Origin of the sequence: Cytobacillus sp. NJ13 (assembly GCA_030348385.1) — a bacterium.
Lineage (GTDB): Bacteria > Bacillota > Bacilli > Bacillales > Cytobacillaceae > Cytobacillus.
Genome location: JAUCFP010000006.1, coordinates 5,213,809 through 5,231,594, shown reverse-complemented (window position 1 = coordinate 5,231,594; position 17,786 = coordinate 5,213,809). Strand labels below are relative to the sequence as shown.

Below are 17,786 nucleotides of genomic sequence, written 5' to 3'. Positions count from 1 at the left end.
ATGCTCCTGCTGCTCCGCAAAAAAATGACGAGCACCTTTCCTCGTCATTTTTCTATATTAGTCGTCTTCAATTTCTTCATCAATGATGCACTTTTGCAGGAGGTATTCAAATGTGATATCTGCAAGTTCATCCAATTCTCCTTCAGTAGGAACATAACCTCTTTTTGCCAGCTCATGAAAGAAAAACTCAGCAATTTCTTCCGTATCTATTACTACCTCTATTTCCTTCACAGCAACGCCCCCTTTGTACAAAATGTATGAAGCACTGACTGGATTCATGCAAAACAACTTTCAGAAAAGTAATTCTTTATTTTGTCTTACAGTGCATTTTTCTCTAGTAAGGACATACATATAGGATAAGCAGCTAATAAGGATCCATTTTATTCAGTAATTGAGGAGGAGCGACATGTCAAGTATATCCAGACTGGCCCTAATAATTAAAGAAGATGTCAATCGTGAAGAAAGCTCCATCATAAATCTTTATAGCAATCTATTAAATGCCTGGTTTAAGCTGGTCATATGGTTTGGCATCCCGTTTTTACTGTATCTCCTAATCACTTGGCTCTAAAAAGAGCTTAAACCACTGAGCTGTTTTTAAACAGTGCTCTTATCATCATTATTGGCAATATGCTTAAGTTTTCTGAGTATAACCCGCATGATATGCTTATACTCATCATCCTGAAACATTTCAAAAAGAATACGATAATCATTATATATATCAAGCAAACCATCAATCAGCACTTTTCTTTCTTTTATGCCTTCAAGCAATTCCTTTTCTGCCTTGCGGAATGAATGAGCGGATTCCTTTAATTCAGGCAGCTTTTCTTTTTTGTTGATCATATAAAGGAGTCCCAGCTTCTGGATAAAAGCATCTGCACTTTCAGCATCCGCAACGAGTGTCAGCTCTTCCTCGCCTGCCTCCAGCCATTCCCCGTCATTTATTCTCGAAAGCTCATATATAACATCTTCCCATGCATCTTCTTTGTATCTCCAAATTTCCGTCCTGAAGCCTACTATTTTGAAAAGATCCGAACCATACCCCTTGACTTGGACAAGGTCGCCAAAAAAGTATTTATATTCGATGTCAATATGTTCCTTTTCCATAATCTCACCTTCATACTCAGACAGCATTTGAAGGCTGGATTCCATATATAGACCTTCGCTTTTATTGACTTCATAGACGTACATATCATCTAGCCATTTCACATCTGTTACTTTTCCGACTGTACCATAAATAGTGATCACGACTGTATCACCGATTTTGTACTTTGGTTTCTTCTTTTTGCTCATTTCCTCCATCCTCTCAATGACTGAGTCGTGAGTATTGAATACAATAGTATATGCACTTTTTATGAAAATCGTCCGTACGTTCATCACAATCAAGCAAAAAGCGCAGACGTCCTGAATTGATTTCAAATAAAAAAACACTCCAATAGACGGAGTGTTTCCAAGAAATCATTTAGCTTTCAGAAAGAATATACAATTCCCAGACTTCATCAAATACAGACATGCTCTCAGGATAACTTCCATTCATTTCAAGGTAAGAGCTGATCTCATCATAATCATAGGCTGTTTTCGGAAAGCTGTGATCCTCATAAGCATCATTGGCAAAACGGCTGATGTGATCCTTCGGTGCAGGGTGCCTGTACTTCATTAAAAAGTGATAGAAAGTTTTGGACATACTAACGCCTTCCTTTTTTCTGTCGTTCATTAATTTATTTTCTACTATAATTGAAATGTGCTCAGTTCGTCTACTAATTCATAAGAAAAGCGGAAGGCGCCCGCTTATAAAGGAACGCAGACTAAAAGCGCCACGTCCTGTGGCAACGTCTGCTTGACCCGCATCCTCCCAAAAGCTATCGCTTTCGGTCGTGCGATGTTTATGCTGACGAAGCCTTCCATGTCCTGCGGGCCTCAAGCATAAGACGAGCCGGCTGAAAGGTTGTTCTTTAACCTTTTGGCCGGCTCGTCTTATGACCTCGAGCCCTTATCACTTACTTATCATAGGAAGAGAAATCGAAATAATTTCGCTTCAGCAGCCTCGGCTGCTCCATCAATTTTTCAAAATTTATTTCTTTTCCGATCTTTTTCGCATCAATTAAAAATAGTTGGTCCTCAATCTCCTTAACAAGATCATCGGACTGGTAAACCATATCACAATCGCTGCAGGAAATGGAAGGTGTCTCATTGATTTGGATGGCCCTTGTTCCATCAGGCAGCTCCCAATAAACAGTTTCCCTGCTCTCATTTATATTTGGGCTTTCACACCATGCGCATTTAATTTGCATTCTTAGCCTCCTATTCCTTTGCCGCTGCCGTCTCGGCATCCGTTTCAGCTGATGGATTCTGCTTCGTCTGCTGGGCATTGAATTTCTTTTCCTTTAGTTCATCCCGTTTGTCACGTTTATCCTTCAATGAACTATGGGACGGATCGCTTTCATATTTTTCTCGGCGGTCAAGTCTTGCAAGCCCTTCAGGTACAAGATTAAACTGCTGATCATTCATCAGCGCGGCTATTCCGACATTGGACCGTTTTTCATCCATTTCCGGGTAAACTTCTTTAAAATACCCTTCAGCACGGCCAGGAACATAGTTTTCCGGCTCCGGATAAGTGGTTATGACTCCTTCAAAATTACGAAGGACCACTTTATCGGCACTTTGTGATATCAGGTAATTCGGCTGCAAGGAGATTTTTCCGCCTCCCCCAGGCGCGTCCACAACAAAAGTTGGAACCGCATATCCCGAAGTATGCCCTCTTAATCCCTCAATGATCTCAAGCCCTTTTGAAACTGGTGCGCGGAAATGGCCAATGCCTTCAGATAGATCACATTGATAAATGTAATAAGGCCGGACCCGGATTTTAACAAGGTCATGCATTAGTTTTTTCATAATTGGAACGCTGTCGTTTATGCCCGCCAAAATAACGGATTGGTTGCCAACTGGAACACCGGCATTTGCCAGCATCTCACATGCTCTCTTAGAATCTTCGGTAATTTCAATAGAAGTATTAAAATGTGTATTTAGCCATACCGGATGATACTTTTTCAGGATATTGCATAAATTTTCGGTAATCCGCTGCGGAAATACAACCGGTGCCCTCGTGCCGATTCTGATGATTTCAACATGATCGATTTCCCGCAAATTCTTCAGAATGTATTCAAGGATATTGTCATTGATTAAAAGTCCATCCCCGCCAGATATAAGAACGTCTCTAACCTGAGGGGCACTCCTGATATAGCTGATCGCTGCATCAAGCTGTTTTTTCGGTACTCCCATGCCAATTTGACCGGAAAATCTCCTCCTTGTACAATAGCGGCAATACATGGAGCATTGGTTTGTCACTAAAAATAAGACACGATCAGGATAACGGTGCGTCAGGCCAGGGACAGGTGAATCTTCATCTTCATGCAAAGGATCTTCAAGGTCATATTTTGTTTTATATATTTCTTTTGAAATTGGTACCGATTGCATTCTAATCGGACATCGCGGATCATCCGGATTCATTAGTGAAGCATAATAAGGTGTAATGTTCAGCGGAATCGTCCTGGTCGAGATCCTCACCCCTTCTTCCTCATCCTGAGTGAGATTTATGACTTTCTTCAGATCATCAACAGTGCGAATTGTATTTGTCAGCTGCCAAAGCCAATCATTCCATTGTTCTTCTGTGACATCCTTCCACAGCTCAATGTCTTTCCAGTGCCGATCCGGTTTATATAAAAAGTTCTTCATTTAAATTCCCCCTATATGGATTTCTTTCAAATACATACTGCAAGAATCATGCCAGTTTTGAAGCTTTCCTATTATCATATGAAAACCTTGCCGGAGTGGCGATTGTTAGCAGCTGAGGGAATATTTTTATTAAACTGGTGGTCTATGAAACAAAAAAATGCCGATTATTCGGCACTTTCATTAGTGTTGCAGACTAAGCTCCTGGTATTTATCTCAATATTATACTTTGCCAGTTTATATTGCAGCGTTTGACGCGGAACCTCCAATAGCTTTGCGGCTCTTTTTATATTTCCATTCGTCTCTAGAAGAGCTTTTTCAATTAATGCTTTTTCCTGTTCTTCCATGCTCGCCTTTAATGGCTGAACCTTTAGTGAAACATCCTGTTTATCCTTTTGCAGCTGCTGTCTCATTATAACTGGCAAATCCTCAGTTTTAAGGAAATCATCTTCACAGACATTCATCATGTATTCGATTGTATGCTTTAATTCCCTGACATTTCCGGGCCAATGATATTGTCTGAAAAAGTCAAGCACATCATCCGCGATTCCTGAAAGGTTTTTGTGTAAAACCTGATTAAATCCCCCAATAAAATGATATGCAAGAAATTCAATATCTTCTTTCCTATCCCTTAGAGGAAGGAGCCTGAAAGTGAGAACATTTAAACGGTAAAATAAGTCTGTTCTGATTTGGTTTCTCTCCAGCGCTTCAACTGGATGGATATTCATGGCTGCAATCACTCTCACATCTGCCTGGGAACTCTTCGGGCTTCCCACTCTTCTGACAATCCCATCCTCCAGCACTCTAAGCAATTTTGCCTGAAGCTCAATTGGCATGGCATGTATTTCATCAAGGAAGAGTGTTCCCCCATCGGCTAATTCAAATAGCCCTGGCCTGTCTACAGCTCCTGTGTAGCTTCCTTTAGCCGTCCCGAATAGAATGCTTTCAAGCAATGGTTCCGGTATAGCTGCACAGTTCTGGGCAATAAATGGCCCGGCAGCTCTTGAGGAAGCATGGTGGAGTCCCTGAACAAAGAGCTCCTTTCCGCACCCGCTTTCGCCAAACACCAGAATGGAGGAATCAGACTTAGCCAGTTTGGCCGCTTCTTTTTTAATTTTTTGCATTTCCTGATTTATAGTGAGAAGGCTATCCAGTGTGTACTGGACATTATCAACAGCAGTCTTTTTTTTGACAGGCTGTTTTATTTTTTTTCGCAAATCCAGAAGGCTTTCAGAAAGAAGCTTCAACCTGGAATAGTCCTTTGCAATCTCAACAGCTCCCGCTACTTTCCCACCTACAGTAATAGGGAGAGTTGTATTAATGGTTTCTATTTGTGAGCCATGAAGGTTCACATAGGATTGCGTCTGATTATAGATCGGTTTTTTTGTTTTCATTACTTTTAATAAGGTGCTTGTCTCTTTATCCAATGAAGGAAAGACTTTCAGAACAGGTTTTCCGATAACCTCAGAAACCTCCAGACCATCGTGTCTTGCAGCAATTTCATTATAAAAAATGGTATTTCCATTCAAATCTACTACATGAATTCCTTCATCAATGCCCTTTAATATGGCTGCCAGAACTTCTTTTGAAATGCTTTGAGTTTCAGTCATCAAAATCCCCTCCCATATATATGTATATGACAGGGTGCCGAAAATTTGTCAGGATGGTGCCGAAATACCGGCACTATTTTTTGTGGCCCGAGTAATCCGCTGCAGCCAAATTCTTTACCCAGACATTCATATTTTCAAGTTTATCGAAAATATAACAGTTGTTAAGAAGCCGGCCCCGATAGGAATAGCCCAGCTGATGCAGAACGGCATTCATTCCAAACGACAGCGCTCTGGCAATGGAGTAGGCACAGAATACACCCTGCGATTTTAAATCTTTTTCCAATTTTTCAAGGAGTATTTTCATTAAACCATGTTTACGGTGGGATGGAAGTGTCGCACAATCTGTCAGTTCTGCGTTTCTATAAAAAAGATTGACCTCCGCTGAAGCTGCACTGACAAGGTCATCATTATACTGAAATGCATAATAGATGGTACCTTCCTGGATTGTCTTTTTAATATATGAGGGATCATGGAGAGGTGTTGGATAAATTTGAAATACTTCCCGGTAAAGTGCAGCAAGTTTTTCAGTATCTTGCTCCGTTACTTTCAGGAGCTGATATTCGGAAGGAGGCAAGATGACATCCGGGTTTCTTGAAAGGGCAACTACATTTGTAATGATGCTGTCTTCAGAAATCCAATGGGGATTGATTCTTCTTTCGTCTGAGAAATATTTACAGAAAAAGTATTGATCAGAGCCCCGGAAATACCCGTCAATAACAGCTTCGCATTGAAAACCATTAGCAAGCAGATCCGTATAATTTTCCACTCTTCCTCTAAAAATTAATTTCTCACACTGGTGTTCTTTTGCCGTTTTCTCTGCTTCATGAACAGCATCTTCCAATTTCCCTGCATAATCATCTACTCTTAAGCGTTTATTGAATGGATCAAGGTATAATTCGGCAAGAACGTTTTCTTTTTTTATTGTTTTTACAGAAGCTGTATTATGCATCGCTCAGACCCCTTTCTATTAAAAAACTGCCCGGCCAAACGGCCAGGCATTATAGATATATTAAGGAATTCAGGCCAATACTGCCTTTTTCCGGCCGAATCAGCGGTTTTACCGGCCAATTCGGTAAATATACCGGCCAAACTCAGGCATTTACCGGCCGAATAAAATTCCTGTCCTTCATCTTAGTCAATTTTAAAGCTGATCAGCTTCATCTCTGTCATTTCTTCAACAGCATATTTTATGCCTTCACGTCCCATTCCGCTCATTTTCACTCCACCATATGGCATATGGTCTACACGGAAGGTTGGGAAATCGTTAACCATCACACCGCCAACATGAAGCTCTTTTGCTGCTTTGAAGGCTTTGTTCACATCATTGGTGAAAACACCAGCCTGCAGGCCATAATCAGAATCATTCACAAGTGCCAGCGCCTCTTCAAAGCTGCTGAATGAATTAATATGGACAACAGGTGCAAATGCTTCCTCACATGAAATTTTTTCTGATTTATCAACGTTCAGCAGAACGGTTGGGTGCAATGTATTATTTTCTGCCTTACCGCCAAGAGCAAGTTCTGCTCCACTCTTAACGGCACTCTCGATCCAGCTTTGCGCGCGGTCGGTGTCGCTCTTGGAGATCATTGCAGAAATATCTGTTTCCTCATTAAGCGGATCGCCGATTTTTAGCTTTTTGGTTTCCTCAACAAAGCGTTCGGCAAATGGCTGGTACAGGGATTCATGCACATAAATGCGCTGAACGGAAATACATACCTGCCCCTGGAAGGCAAATGCCCCAGCTGCAATTCGCGGGACAATTTTCTCCACGTCTGCATTCTCATCCACTACAACGGCCGAGTTGGAACCCAATTCAAGGGTTACTCTCTTTAAGCCTGCATTTTCGCGGATCTGCTTTCCTACTGCCGGGCTCCCTGTAAAAGTAATCATCGATATGCGGTCGTCTGCAACAAGTACATCCCCGACCGTTCCGCCGCTCCCTGTTATTACATTCAAAGCTCCATCAGGAAGTCCGGCTCTGTGAAAAATATCAGCTATTTTATATGCCGACATTGGCGTTTGGGATGCAGGCTTTAATACAACCGTGTTGCCGGCAGCAATTGCAGGACCTACTTTATGGGCAACCAGGTTCATAGGAAAATTGAATGGAGTGATGGCGCCGATAATTCCAAGCGGCTCCTTTACTGTATAAGCAACCCTGCCTTCGCCTCCAGGAGCAGCATCCATTGGGATAGTCTCTCCATAAAGCTTGCGCGCTTCCTGGGCAGCGAAGGTATATGTCATGATGGTGCGGTCCACTTCTCCTCTTGCAGCCTTTAGAGGTTTAGATGCTTCACGCGCAATGATCATTGCGCACTCTTTTTTTTCTTCCTTCATGATGGCAACTGCATTTTCCAGTATTTCTGCCCTTTTATGAGCAGGCATTTCAGCCATTATTTTTCTGGCATGATCTGCTGCATCAATTGCTGACTTCACATCGGAAGGAGAAGCCATGGCAACTTCTGCAATAACCTCCCCGCTGTAGGGGCTTTTCAATGCTTTGTAGTTCTCTGTTTCCTTGAACTTTCCGCTGATCCATAAATGTTGTTTCATTGGAATTCCTCCTTATTTGCAGCATTCACCTATTACTTCTTCTAGTACGGTTAATCCTTCATTGAGCTGTTCATCGGTTGTAATTAGCGGGGTGAGCAGGCGAATGATATTCCCATAAAGGCCTGCGCTCATAATAATGAGGCCGCGCTTGTGCGCTTTTGACAGGATCTCCTGAACGATTTCCTTATTCGGTTCCTTTGTATCCTGATCTTTAACAAATTCAATGGCACACATTGCCCCTAAAGAACGAACTTCACCCACTTGCTTATATTTTAAAGGAAGATCTGAAAATTTTTCAGTAAAAAGGCTTCCGATTTCATTTGCCCTTCCTAATAATCCTTCTTCCTCAATTGTTCGAATCACTTCTAATGCGGCTGCACACCCGAGCGGACTGCCTCCATAAGTTCCGCCAATTTCACCGATATTCGGTGAATCCATTATGTCAGCCCTTCCAGTTACAGCACTGATCGGCAATCCGGCAGCGATTGATTTTGACATCGTAATTAAATCCGGCACAACATCATAATGCTCCATAGCAAACATTTTGCCAGTCCTGCCAAATCCCGTCTGGACTTCATCAGCGATAAAAAGGATTCCATGTTTTTCACAAAGCTGTTTTACACCTTTTACAAAACGGGAAGACGGCATAACGAAACCGCCCTCACCCTGTACAGGCTCCATAATGACAGCAGCAATTTCTTCAGGAGGCACCTCGCTGAGAAAAAAAGTTTCGAATCTCTTAAGTAAGGCAAGATCATGTTCTTTATCCTTCAGACCCTCGCTGCGGTAATAATAAGGGTAAGGCCATTTATATGTTTCAGGCGCAAATGGCCCGAATTCATATTTATATGGTTTAACCTTGCTCGTTAAACTCATGGACATATAGGTACGGCCATGAAAACCCCGCTCAAATGATATGATCCCTTTACGGCCTGTATATTTCCTTGCTATCTTTACGGCATTTTCCACTGCCTCTGCGCCGGTGCTTAAAAAGAATGTTTTTTTGCTGTGATTTCCGGGTGTAATGCTGTTGAGTTTTTCTGCTAGCTTAATATAAGGCTCATACATCATGACATGGAAGCATGGATGAAGATATTGGTCAATTTGGGCATGCAGGGCTGCCACTACCCTTGGCGGGCAGTGGCCAACATTTAGTGTGCCGATTGCCCCGGCAAAATCAAGAAAAGTATTTCCGTCTATATCTGTCAGAAGTGCTCCAACCCCCTTATCCGCAAATGTCTGCATCGTGTTAAATGGTCCCTTTGGCACATTCTGTTCTTTTTTAGACAACAATTCCTTCGCTCTCGGTCCCGGTATCTCCGTTCTTATTTTAATTGATCCCAACATCATTTCCCCTCTCACTGATTAGTGCCGCACCATTCCAGTATGGCCAGAGCAATGATTTCAGCAGCTTCAAAAACTTCCGGCAAGGAAATATATTCGTTAACATCATGGGCTGCTTCAGTTACACCGGGCCCGAAGACAACTACAGGTGTATTCCCCACTTTTGATAATATTCCTCCATCCGTGCCCCAGGGTGATGCTTCAACTGCCGGCTGCATGCCTTTTACTTCTTCAAAAGACTCCGATAGTACGGTCATTAGAGGGTGATCCTGTTCCAAATTACCGGGCAGCCAGCGTCCGCCGAACCATTCAACTTGGGGAGGATTCTTTTTAAGCCATGCATCAATTTGTGCTGCTTCCTTCAGACACTGCTCCAGCTCTTTTTCGGCAGATTTCATTTCCTCATCTGGCGCCACCCCCATCCTTCCCTCTATGACGGCAATATCCGGCACTGAAGAAGGCCATTCTCCGCTATTTATTTTTCCGATATTAATAGGGATCGGGATAGGAATCTTGGAATATAGCGGATCCTCAATTTTAAGGTTTCTTAATTTCTCCAGTTCCTGAAGCTTTGTCATCACTATCATGGCTTTTTCAATTGCATTGATGCCTTCATATCGGGTTCCTCCATGAGCGGAACGCCCTTTGACTGTTATCCGGAACCACATTGAACCCTGCTGTTTTGGGAAAAGCTTCATATTTGTCGGTTCTGGAATGATTGCCCCGTCTGCTGTATATCCCCGGAGGACAGCAGCCAAAGTACCCGCCCCTCCACTTTCCTCTTCTATGACACTTTGGAATATCACATCTCCTTTAAGCTTGATTCCAAGCGTTATAATGGCTTCCATTGCAAGCAGGATCGAGACTGTTCCCCCTTTCATGTCCGTCGAACCCCGGCCATATAGTTTTCCATCTTCGATTCTGCCGCTAAATGGATCATGATCCCAATCGTTTCGGTCTCCCTCTGGAACAACATCAATATGGCCATTCAGGATAAGGGACCTGCCCCCGCCTGTTCCTTTCAAAGTAGCCACCACATTGGGATTACCGGAAAAATCCTTTCTATCAGAACAAAAGGCAGGATGTTTGATCAATTGCTCCTTGCCAATCTCCCAAATATCAAGGGTTAGTCCAAGTTTGCGGCATTTTTCAATGATGACAGCCTGTGCACTGCTTTCTTTCCCACGGATGCTTCCTTCCTGGACAAGCTGCTGAAGAAGTCTTGTTCCCCTTTGCCTATTTTCTTCCAGCCACTGTTTAATCTTTGCATGAGCATTCATATTCTCACTCCTTTTTTGAGACCACAGCCAAACATAGGATACTATCTATCAATTAATCATTCTCACATTCTCAGCAATTGTAAAACTGCAGCCGGTTTTCGCCTTTACTGCATTAATTGAGTGCGGCGCAAACAATTCAGTCAGTGTCAGACCATGATTTGTTATTTGAAAGACAGCCATCTCCGTAATAATCATGTCTACACAGCGGGCAGATGTAAGAGGCAGACTGCACTCGTTCACAATTTTTGAATTTCCATACTTGTCTGTCTGGTTCATAAGGACAATTACTTTTTTGGCTTTTTGGGCAAGTTCCATTGCCCCGCCCATGCCAGGCACTTTTTTACCGGGTACAATCCAATTGGCCAGATCTCCCTTTTCACTCACCTGCAGGGAGCCAAGGATGGTCATATCAACTCTTCCTCTGCGTATCATCCCAAAGGCAATAGTACTGTCACAATAAGAAGCACCTTTTACAACGGAAACGGGAAAACCGCCAGCATTACAGAGATTTTCATCTTCCTCCCCTTTCTCCGGACTTGGCCCGATACCTGTAATGCCATTTTCAGCATGAAACATCACTTTTGTCCCAGCTGGCAAATGATTGGGAACAAGCGAAGGGATTCCAATGCCGAGATTTACAATCATCCCGTTCTTTATTTCTTCAGCAGCACGTTTTGCAATGCGATCTCTGATTTCTACTCCCATGCCCATTTCCAATTCACTCCTTTCGAAGGGACAATATAATCCACAAAAACCCCTGGTGTTATAATTTCATCAGGATCGAGGCTGCCAAGAGGGACGATTTCCTCCACTTCTGCAATGGTCATATCTCCTGCCATAGCAACAAGCGGGTTTGTGTTTCTCGCACTTTTGTCATAAATCAAGTTTCCGTAGGGATCCGCTTTTTTTGCAAAGACAATGGATATTTCAGCCGTTAGAGCCGATTCGACGAGATATTTTTTCCCACTCAAATTACATGTTTGTTTATTGCTGGTTACAATGTCATTATCAAGGCCAATATCGGAAAGAATGGCAGGGATGCCGACCCCCCCTGCACGGATTCTTTCTGCCAATATCCCCTGTGGTGAAAATTCCACTTCCATTTTCCCATCTGTCATTAATTGGCCGGCTATGGGATTTGAGCCGATATGGGAAGCAATCATTTTTTTTGCCCTTCCCTGGCTGACCACTTTCCCTATGCCAATATGGGGAAAACCTGAATCATTGCCAATAAGCGTTAAGTCTTTGAATCCATTCTCCAAAATGCCATCAATAAGGGCAGGAGGGGTGCCAATTCCGCCGAATCCGCCAAACATAATGATTATGCCATCCCGAAAATGCTTCATTGCATCATCAAGTTCAATGATTTTGTTAAAAGTGTTTTCCATATTTATTCAGCCTCTTCCTCAGCAAAGATCAAGTGTTTTTTTGTGAAAATCTGTAAAGTTCTATCTAACCGTTTCACCAAATCATCAATTTCCCTTTTGGTAATGGTAAGCGGCGGTGCAATCAATACAGCATCTCCTTCTGTGCCCGTTTTGCCTGCACCCGCAGGGTAAATAAGCAGTCCCTGTTCCTGAGCTTCCTGTATTAATCTCTGTGTCAGGCTGAACTTTCTTGAAAACGGCTCTCTGGACAGATGATCTTTTACAAATTCAAGTCCGATCATTAGTCCTTTTCCTCTTACATCACCAATAAAAGGAAATTTGGATTGCAGTTTTGTCAACTTATTTCTCAAATACACACCTTTGCTATCCACTTCAGGAATGATGTTATTTTTCTCAATATACTCAAGCACTGCGAGAGAAACTGCGCAGGACTGAGGATTGGCACTCAAGGTATGGCCACTCATAATGCTCTTTGACCCTGCCAATATAGGCTTCATAACTTCATCGCTAACAAGGGCAGCCGCAATCGGTGCATACCCGGCCCCCATTCCTTTACCAAGTGCGACAATATCAGGTTTCACATTCCATTGCTCGCAGGCAAGCATTGTACCCGTTCTGCCAAAACCAGTCATAACCTCATCAGCAATAAACAAAATGTCATACCGGCCACAAATTTCTTTTATTATCCGGTAGTAATCCTTTGGAGGGGTAATAGCACCCCCTGCAGCCCCAATGACTGGCTCTGCGATAAATGCAGCTATATTCTCTTGTCCTATCCGTTTAATGACAGTTTCAAGTTCATGGGCACACAGATAACCGCATTCAGGCGCTTCCAGATTATAGGGGCACCTATAGCAATATGGCGGATGAACGACAGGAAAATCTTCAAGCAGCGGTATGAAGCGCGCCCTTCTGCCCGTATGACCTGACATCGATAAAGCACCCAGGGTTATGCCATGATAGCTCATCCACCTTGAAAGCACCTTTGTTTTTGTCTGAATGCCTTTTTCCTGCCAGTATTGAATCGCTATTTTCATAGCTGTTTCAGTGGCCTCAGACCCGCTGTTTACAAAAAAGCTCCAATTCAAGTCGCCAATCGCTGCCTCTGCTATTTTATGGGCAAGCTTTTCAGCTGCCCCGCTGGTAAATTGCGAACGATACACAAAAGACACTTTCTTAGCCTGTTCATGCATTGCCTCAATGATTTCCTCAATACCATGGCCAATATTGGCCGTTATCGCACCAGACGATGCATCCAAATATTCCTTTCCGTCAGTATCATATAAATAGACGCCTCTGCCGTAATCAATAACTGGATAATGTGCATGAAGCATTGGCTTTATTAGGTTTGATTGATCCATTTCAGAAACCCCTCCATTGTTATTCGTGCAAAAAAGCGTCTTGGTCTCTAAAGTTGAAGCAGAAATATAAAGTGTGACGCTATCTTCCGGGCCAATATATTAAAATATATGAAATGACTTCCAAAATCTTTCTTAAAGAATATTCATATCCTTAAAATGAACCATTTGCAGGAATTAAAAAAACAGCCGGTTTAATAACGGCTGTTTGATTGGTTAAATAATGCTTTTTTTCAGGTTCATTAGATCAATATCTTCCTCTGCAAGTTCTTGAAAATATCCTTCTTCATCATGATGAAAGACATACTCAAGTTCTTCTGCAGCTTCTTTCAATCTATTTAAGATTGAAAGATAGCAAGCTTTATTATATCTCGCTATCAAAAGGTCAGGATCAATTTCAAGCGCTTCCTCCATTAGTTTTAGTGATTTTTCAACATCCTTAATTTTATGAAAAGAAATAGCCAGTTCAATATATAAGGAAGTATCCTCGTTATGAACCTCTAACCCTTCTTTCATAATCGCTATCGCTTCTTCATACCGTTTTCTTTTATTTAATAATTGTCCGTATCTAAAATGGGCCTCTTTTTCATACGGATTTTCTATTAACACCTTTCTAAAGATTGTTTCTGCCTGGGTGAATCGCATCCTGTGTGTAAATGCAACTGCCTTTAAGAGCATGAGATGTGTATCGTCCGGCTTTTCTTTTAAGCAGGCATCCAGCAGTTTTATTGCTGTATTCATCTCTGCCGCTTCCTCAATGGGATCATTCCCGCCCGCTAAATGCATCTGTGCAAGCTGGTAGGCTGTAATAAAATCCCAATCTTTTTCAAGAGAAGACTTCAGAACCTTTTTGGCATCCTCCTCAAGATTTACAGATTCATAGAATCCGGCAAGACCGATTGGTGCATTTTTATTAAGCGGATTATGTCTGATTGAGGATTCATATAAGTCGATAATTACTCCAAACAAAGTGATTTGCTTTGTCTTTTCTCTCATCTTTTGAACAAACCTTCCAATGAAGGAGGATTTTTGTTCAGCTTCCCAATCCACACCGCTTGCATGCAGGGCCAATGCATCAGCTGCCTTTAAGAATACCTGGCTCTTTTCCGTTTTTTCAGTTCTAATTTTCCCGAGGAATGCCGGAAGGTGTATAATTTTATTGGTTTCGATGAATAGCACAATTAAAGTTTCATATAAGTCTTCGTCATCCCAATATTCTTTAATAAGTTCCTCCAGAGATTTCCTGGCCTCTTTATATTTCTTATTCTTTATAAGCAATTTTGAATAGTGATGTCTTAATTCAGCCAATTGAGAATCCAGATTCAGAGCCTGCAATAGACATTCCTCTTCCTTGACTCTGTCTCCTGCAGCTCCATAAGCATAAGCAAGGCTATCCAATCTCCATGTTTCCAGAACTTCTCCCTGCATACGAATTAATCTTTCAATAAATCCCCGAAGCTCTTCCATGGATAGCAAGCTTGATAAATATTCAATATTAACTCTTAACGGAGCCTTATCAATCAGCTTGAGCATATACTCTGTTTCCTTCAGTTCATTTCCCAAAATCCCATAGATTTGTGCGATGCGGCTATATGCCCCCTCTGTTTCAGGATTAAGATCAAGACATTTTCTTAATGCTTTAACCGCCAGTTCAAACTTTTCAAGTCTAAAATACGTTTCCCCCAGCCTGTAGTATGGAAAAGCTGTTTCATTTCTCCCGATGGCTCTTTTGTATAGGCTAATTGCTTCAGCATATCGCTCAGCACTTTCATATAAAGTGCCCGCATAGCATAGATAGTCAGTTTGGGAGCCTTCACCAGCCTTTGCTTCCAGAAAAGCGATTGCACGATTCACGAAAGAGGACTCTTCTGCTATGTTTACATAAAGCTCCAGGGCTTCATCCATATTTTGATCAACGTAGTTAAAACCTCTTTCAATTAAAGACATTCCTGCCTCCAGCAGGCGGGAATCCTTCAGGCCTTGTGCGAAGTCTGCGACCAGTTTGCCGCCATTTATTAAAAATTCGCTATCCTCACAGAAACGTTCTTCATGTTGTCTTATAAATTCAGCTGCTTCATCAGGCCTCTTCGTTTCAGAGATAGCCAATGCATAACCTAGATAGGCAAAAACCTCATCTGGATTTTCTTCAATACAGGAGAAGTAAATACTCTCTGCTTTTTCATATTCCTCATGATCTTTGTAAAGATCACCCAAGCGAATTAAAATCTGCGGACTTCCTGATAACCCCACTCCTTTCAGTAAAATCTCTTCAGCACGCATTTTGTCTTCAAATAAATATTCATAGCAGTCGGCAAGAGACAGATAGGGATAAGAAATTTCCGGATCAAGGCTGGCTGAAATCATGTAGCCTCTTTCTGCTTTGCGGATTTTTCCTTCTGCCTGGTCAAGCTTTGCTCTCTCATACCATACATGCGAATCACCATGATCTTCACGAAGCAGCTGGCTGAATATCGAGCGTGCTTCATTGTACTTATCCTGGTCCGTAAGAATTATGGCATGATTTACTCTAATAAAGCGGTCTTGCTCATTTATATTTAGGGCAATGTCTGACATTTCTTTCGCATTTTCCGTCTCAGAATTATAGAGGAAGCACAGCGCTATATAACTCCAAATATAGTATTGATCCGGGTCAAGCTGAAGGGATTTTCTGAAAAAACCGATCGCAGAATGGTATTGGTCCTTATACATCTGAATCCTTCCATTCAAATATTGGTACAATGGGCTGAAGGTTTTTCTGTTGACAAGTGTTAAAATCTTTTCCGCTCGATCGATTTCGTTTAAACGTATATATGCCTGAGCTGCATGCAGCTTAAAAAAGTCAGACTCAGGATAAATGGCAAGCAGCTTTTCGGAACATTGAATAATGAATTCTTTGTGTTTATCCCCGGAAAAAAATTTTAATGTATATATGAGCGTATAAGGTTCATTCATTGAAGATGATAAAAAGTCTGCCATAACCGGTTCATTTTTCATTATGTCTTCTTCAACCATTTCCGAAAGGGAGTGAAGTTTCTTATAATACAGGTGCTCTTCCATAGGCAGGAATTCAAGCTCCGCCTCTCTCTCTATTGGCACTGCCGCAATCGACAAAAAATTTGTATTATCAGCAAGCTTTTGGAACTCTGCATAAGGAACATACATTGTATCAAGAAAGTTTGGATCTTGGACCAAATAAAAGCCAAATCGTTCATCAATCCCAATCATAACCTGGACATGTGAAGATGCCTCAAAATCCACACTAAGGATGACGGGTATCCCCTGCTGCAATAATGCCTTATAACGCTCCTTATCACCTGTAAAGAAACGGCATGCGAAACCTTCTTTTTCAAGGTATTCTGCAGATGCAGACAGCTTTGAACCAGTCACATCAAAAATATGTTCTGCAATTTCATCCTGAGTTTCCTTTTTACCAAAATAAGAAAAGAGCATTTCAAAGCTGGCAGGCACACAGTAATTGCTTTTCTGTACAACTGGATTGATTGAGAGCTTTACTGCATCACCTGTTTCAGAAAACCCCTTTTCTCCTGAGAAAGGGCTGTCCTTCATTTTCTTCTGAGAGATAAAGTGTTGTAATTTTTCAAGTTCGTTTTTTTGATAATAGGAAAAAGCTATAAGATGTTCAAAATAGCGCTTATAACTGTGAAAAGGAACAAGCCGATCAAGCTCACTCATTTCTGATAGCATGTCCTCATGCAAGCCGAAATCCCTGTATCTGCGAATAAGCTCCAATTTTATTGCAGGCGCCTGGGGGTGGACTTCCATTCCCTCTTTAATCGTTTGAAGAGCTTTTTCCCTTCCTCCATTTGATGCGTATAAATCTGATAACAAAAGATAACAAACATGTCCCCGTTCTTCATCTCTCAGGCCAGCCGTTAAATAAGATTCTGCCTTTGCACGTTCACCTGTCTGCAGATAATAAAATCCAAGTTTATCCCATATTGGCTTGTCGCTGACCGCCTCCATTTCAACGAGCCTTTTCACTGCTTCTTTTGTTCTTTTTAACTCAAGAAGGCTATGTACTTCTGTAAATATCGCACTTATCCTCAGCTCATTTTCTGCTTCATGCGGCATCTTTTTCAAATATTCCGTTATAATATTATTTGCTTCCAGTGACCTGCCGCTGTCAATTAACTCATCGCAATACCAAATGGCGGTTTGAAGTGTTTTAAAACGCCTGTGTGCATAACGGGCAAGAAACCCGCTATATTGGTACATCAATCCACGGTCAAATAATCGTATGAGCAGCTTAAAATCTTCAACAGAAGTTATTTTTGCTAATTGATTCTTAATAATTGAGAACTTTGATTTTTTCATATCTTCCAACTCATTAGCGAGAACATTCAGCGCCTTTAAAAACTGCCTGTCTTCTGCCAGGCCACTTAGATTTTTCAAAATTTCCATTCTGCACCTCATTTGGGTATGTTAGAAATATAATACAAACATTTACAGAGATTGACTACAGGAAATGGTTGTATTTTATGCTTCACATAAAAATACCCCGGCATA

General features: G+C 41.8%; 15 protein-coding genes. 1 reads left to right on the top strand and 14 read right to left on the bottom strand.

What is annotated here, in order from left to right; genetic code table 11:
• Nucleotides 1-57: 57 nt before the first annotated feature.
• On the bottom strand, nt 58-231 hold the full coding sequence (locus tag QUF73_25915; GenBank protein MDM5229555.1) for a YozD family protein: 174 nt from the start codon (nt 229-231) through the stop codon (nt 58-60).
• Between the two features lie 175 nt (nt 232-406).
• Between QUF73_25915 and QUF73_25910 the strand changes: the two genes are divergently transcribed.
• Entirely contained in the window at nt 407-568 is a 162-nt protein-coding gene (locus QUF73_25910; GenBank protein ID MDM5229554.1) for a hypothetical protein, read from the top strand.
• Nucleotides 569-594: 26 nt separating this feature from the next.
• On the opposite strand, the gene QUF73_25905 is transcribed toward QUF73_25910, so the two are convergent.
• The 13 genes from QUF73_25905 to QUF73_25845 all read right to left on the bottom strand — a co-directional run bounded on the left by QUF73_25905 (nt 595) and on the right by QUF73_25845 (nt 17,681).
• Nucleotides 595-1,290 carry a hypothetical protein gene (locus tag QUF73_25905; GenBank protein ID MDM5229553.1) on the bottom strand — a complete coding sequence of 232 codons (696 nt, stop codon included), beginning with the start codon at nt 1,288-1,290 and terminating at the stop codon, nt 595-597.
• 169 nt (nt 1,291-1,459) lie between these two features.
• Nucleotides 1,460-1,681: a YozE family protein gene (locus tag QUF73_25900; GenBank protein ID MDM5229552.1), complete on the bottom strand. Its 222-nt coding sequence runs from the start codon at nt 1,679-1,681 to the stop codon at nt 1,460-1,462.
• A 313-nt stretch (nt 1,682-1,994) separates the two neighbouring features.
• Nucleotides 1,995-2,282 (bottom strand): YokU family protein, encoded by a 288-nt coding sequence (locus QUF73_25895; protein MDM5229551.1) that lies wholly within the window; start codon nt 2,280-2,282, stop codon nt 1,995-1,997.
• 16 nt (nt 2,283-2,298) lie between these two features.
• Nucleotides 2,299-3,729: a lysine 2,3-aminomutase gene (gene ablA / locus QUF73_25890; protein MDM5229550.1), complete on the bottom strand. Its 1,431-nt coding sequence runs from the start codon at nt 3,727-3,729 to the stop codon at nt 2,299-2,301.
• A gap of 164 nt (nt 3,730-3,893) precedes the next feature.
• Nucleotides 3,894-5,336: a sigma 54-interacting transcriptional regulator gene (locus tag QUF73_25885; GenBank protein ID MDM5229549.1), complete on the bottom strand. Its 1,443-nt coding sequence runs from the start codon at nt 5,334-5,336 to the stop codon at nt 3,894-3,896.
• Nucleotides 5,337-5,409: 73 nt separating this feature from the next.
• Nucleotides 5,410-6,285, bottom strand: coding sequence for a putative beta-lysine N-acetyltransferase (gene ablB / locus QUF73_25880; protein MDM5229548.1), 876 nt, complete (start codon nt 6,283-6,285; stop codon nt 5,410-5,412).
• A gap of 182 nt (nt 6,286-6,467) precedes the next feature.
• Entirely contained in the window at nt 6,468-7,889 is a 1,422-nt protein-coding gene (locus QUF73_25875; GenBank protein MDM5229547.1) for an aldehyde dehydrogenase family protein, read from the bottom strand.
• A gap of 12 nt (nt 7,890-7,901) precedes the next feature.
• Complete coding sequence (gabT, locus tag QUF73_25870) at nt 7,902-9,236, bottom strand: 4-aminobutyrate--2-oxoglutarate transaminase (GenBank protein ID MDM5229546.1); 1,335 nt, start codon at nt 9,234-9,236, stop codon at nt 7,902-7,904.
• An 11-nt stretch (nt 9,237-9,247) separates the two neighbouring features.
• Nucleotides 9,248-10,513, bottom strand: coding sequence for a peptidase (locus QUF73_25865; GenBank protein ID MDM5229545.1), 1,266 nt, complete (start codon nt 10,511-10,513; stop codon nt 9,248-9,250).
• Between the two features lie 48 nt (nt 10,514-10,561).
• On the bottom strand, nt 10,562-11,224 hold the full coding sequence (locus tag QUF73_25860) for a 3-oxoacid CoA-transferase subunit B (GenBank protein MDM5229544.1): 663 nt from the start codon (nt 11,222-11,224) through the stop codon (nt 10,562-10,564).
• Nucleotides 11,209-11,901, bottom strand: a complete 693-nt coding sequence (locus tag QUF73_25855; protein MDM5229543.1) for a CoA transferase subunit A — start codon at nt 11,899-11,901, stop codon at nt 11,209-11,211. Before QUF73_25855 ends, QUF73_25860 begins: the two co-directional genes overlap by 16 nt.
• Nucleotides 11,902-11,903: 2 nt before the next feature.
• The gene (locus QUF73_25850) at nt 11,904-13,262 is read right to left on the bottom strand and encodes an aspartate aminotransferase family protein (protein ID MDM5229542.1); all 1,359 of its coding nucleotides are present in this window, start codon (nt 13,260-13,262) and stop codon (nt 11,904-11,906) included.
• 213 nt (nt 13,263-13,475) lie between these two features.
• Nucleotides 13,476-17,681: a tetratricopeptide repeat protein gene (locus tag QUF73_25845; protein MDM5229541.1), complete on the bottom strand. Its 4,206-nt coding sequence runs from the start codon at nt 17,679-17,681 to the stop codon at nt 13,476-13,478.
• Nucleotides 17,682-17,786 lie beyond the last annotated feature (105 nt).